This window comes from Gilvimarinus sp. 1_MG-2023, assembly GCF_030548285.1.
In genome coordinates, this window is sequence record NZ_JAUOSC010000618.1 from 1 (window position 1) to 315 (window position 315).

1 protein-coding gene is annotated in these 315 nt (G+C 51.7%); it reads right to left on the reverse strand.

Features of this window, described 5'->3' with window-relative positions:
• Nucleotides 1–32: 32 nt before the first annotated feature.
• On the reverse strand, nucleotides 33–315 hold a 283-nt coding region (locus Q4563_RS18335), incomplete at its 5' end, for an HvfX family Cu-binding RiPP maturation protein (RefSeq protein WP_442903790.1).

Genomic DNA, 315 nt, shown 5'->3' on the forward strand with positions numbered 1-315 from the left:
CATCATAACAACCAGGGTTATTCGGTCGGTCGTTAGCGCAACAGGTTATGACGGCGTGCAATCCAGTAATCCATACTCAGATAGCGGCCACCACCGGTAAAAAACAGGCTCAGTAGCATAATAAAATAGGTCGCAGCGAATTCGATGCCATTATTCAATATGGCAAAGGCACCGCGACCTGTCAGCCAGTCGTAATGACCGTGTTCCTGCAGAATCGTACGAGCGGCTTCCAGCCGTTCTGCCGATGCCATAATCCGCTCATTGGCCAACCAGCTGGAAGCATCGGCAATGGCCAGCCAACCGTACTGCCAATGT